The sequence below is a fragment of the Paenibacillus sp. 01T422 genome (genome assembly GCF_056398785.1).
Genome location: NZ_JBFTQB010001219.1, coordinates 1 through 1,446, shown reverse-complemented (window position 1 = coordinate 1,446; position 1,446 = coordinate 1). Strand labels below are relative to the sequence as shown.

The 1,446-nt window shown below is 43.2% G+C and carries 2 protein-coding genes; both read left to right on the top strand.

What is annotated here, in order from left to right:
• A partial coding sequence (locus tag AC1DUA_RS37365; protein ID WP_477504531.1) for a GIY-YIG nuclease family protein occupies positions 1 to 199 on the top strand: 199 nt, incomplete at its 5' end.
• Between the two features lie 125 nt (positions 200 to 324).
• On the top strand, positions 325 to 1,257 hold the full coding sequence (locus AC1DUA_RS37360; RefSeq protein WP_477504530.1) for a manganese-dependent inorganic pyrophosphatase: 933 nt from the start codon (positions 325 to 327) through the stop codon (positions 1,255 to 1,257).
• The last annotated feature ends 189 nt before the right edge of the window (positions 1,258 to 1,446 follow it).

Here is a 1,446-nt window from a genome sequence, read left to right as displayed (position 1 = left end):
GCATATGAATAATGCGCTGCAATTGGAATTGAACGAATTTGGGAGCAGCGCCTTTGAGATAGAGGTGTTGGAAGTGCTTAAAGTGAAGGAAACAGGATACTTCGACGAGGACGATGCTTTGAGGAAGCTGGAAGACAAATGGCTGGAACAGCTTCAGCCTTATGATGATCGCGGCTACAATAAGCGAAAGCCTGTATAATTCAGTAATTTCTCCGTTCATTCCAAAGGTTTTGGTTTAGTAATGGATTTACTGAGATTTTTTAGTATAATCGTAGGTAGAGATTGAAAACTCTTACTACACTTTTACTAATAAGGAGTCGTATCATGTCAAAAACACTTATTTTCGGACATAAAAATCCGGACACTGATTCAATTACTTCAGCAATTGCTTATGCAGCACTGAAAACGAAGCTTGGCCAAGAGGTTGAAGCCGTCCGTCTAGGCAGCGTGAACGGTGAAACACAATTTGCATTGGACACATTTAAAGTTGCTGCGCCTCGTCAAGTAGATACGGTTGCGAATGAAGCGGCGAATGTGATCTTGGTTGACCACGTTGAGCGTCAGCAAAGCGCTACGGACATTGATCAAGTGCGTGTAGTGGAAGTTATCGACCATCATCGAATTGCGAATTTCGAGACCAGCCACCCGCTGTACTACCGTGCAGAGCCTGTTGGTTGCACAGCAACGATTTTGAATAAATTGTACAAAGAAAACGGCGTTTCCATCGATAAGGACATTGCAGGTTTGATGCTTTCTGCTATCATTTCAGATTCCTTGTTGTTCAAATCCCCAACTTGCACAGAGCAAGACGTTGCAGCAGCTCGTGAGCTTGCAGCTATTGCTGGCGTAGACGCTGAAGTATATGGTCTTGATATGCTGAAAGCCGGCGCTGATCTGAGCGACAAAACAGTTGCACAACTGATCTCGCTGGACGCAAAAGAGTTCCAAATGGGCAGCTACAAAATTGAAATCGCACAAGTTAACGCGGTAGATGTGAATGATGTGCTTGCGCAGCAAGCCGAAATCGAAGCTCTACTTAACACAATCATTGCCGAGAAAAACCTTGATTTGTTCCTCTTCGTTGTTACAGACATTCTTAACAATGATTCCGTGGGTCTTGCACTTGGAAGCAAAGCTGAAGCAGTGGAAAAAGCGTACAATGTAACACTTGCAGATAACAAAGCTATTCTTAAAGGCGTAGTTTCCCGTAAGTCTCAAATCGTTCCTGTTCTTACGGATATTTTCAACAATCTGTAAGCATGAATCAGCATAACGAAGGCATCGTTCACGCAAGTGAATGGTGTCTTTTTGGTTATCGCACAAACTTTTGGTATGATAGAAGTGATTTCAATGAAAGAGGTGGAGAAAGAGTGGAAACTAACGTTCAACAAAGCAAGTATGACAAGGCAACATTTGCCGGGGGATGTTTCTGGTGTATGGTTACGC

Excerpts from the sequence above, each read along its gene's own strand:
- AC1DUA_RS37360 (WP_477504530.1), top strand. The coding sequence starts at position 325 with ATGTCAAAAACACTTATTTTCGGACATAAAAATCCGGACACTGATTCA.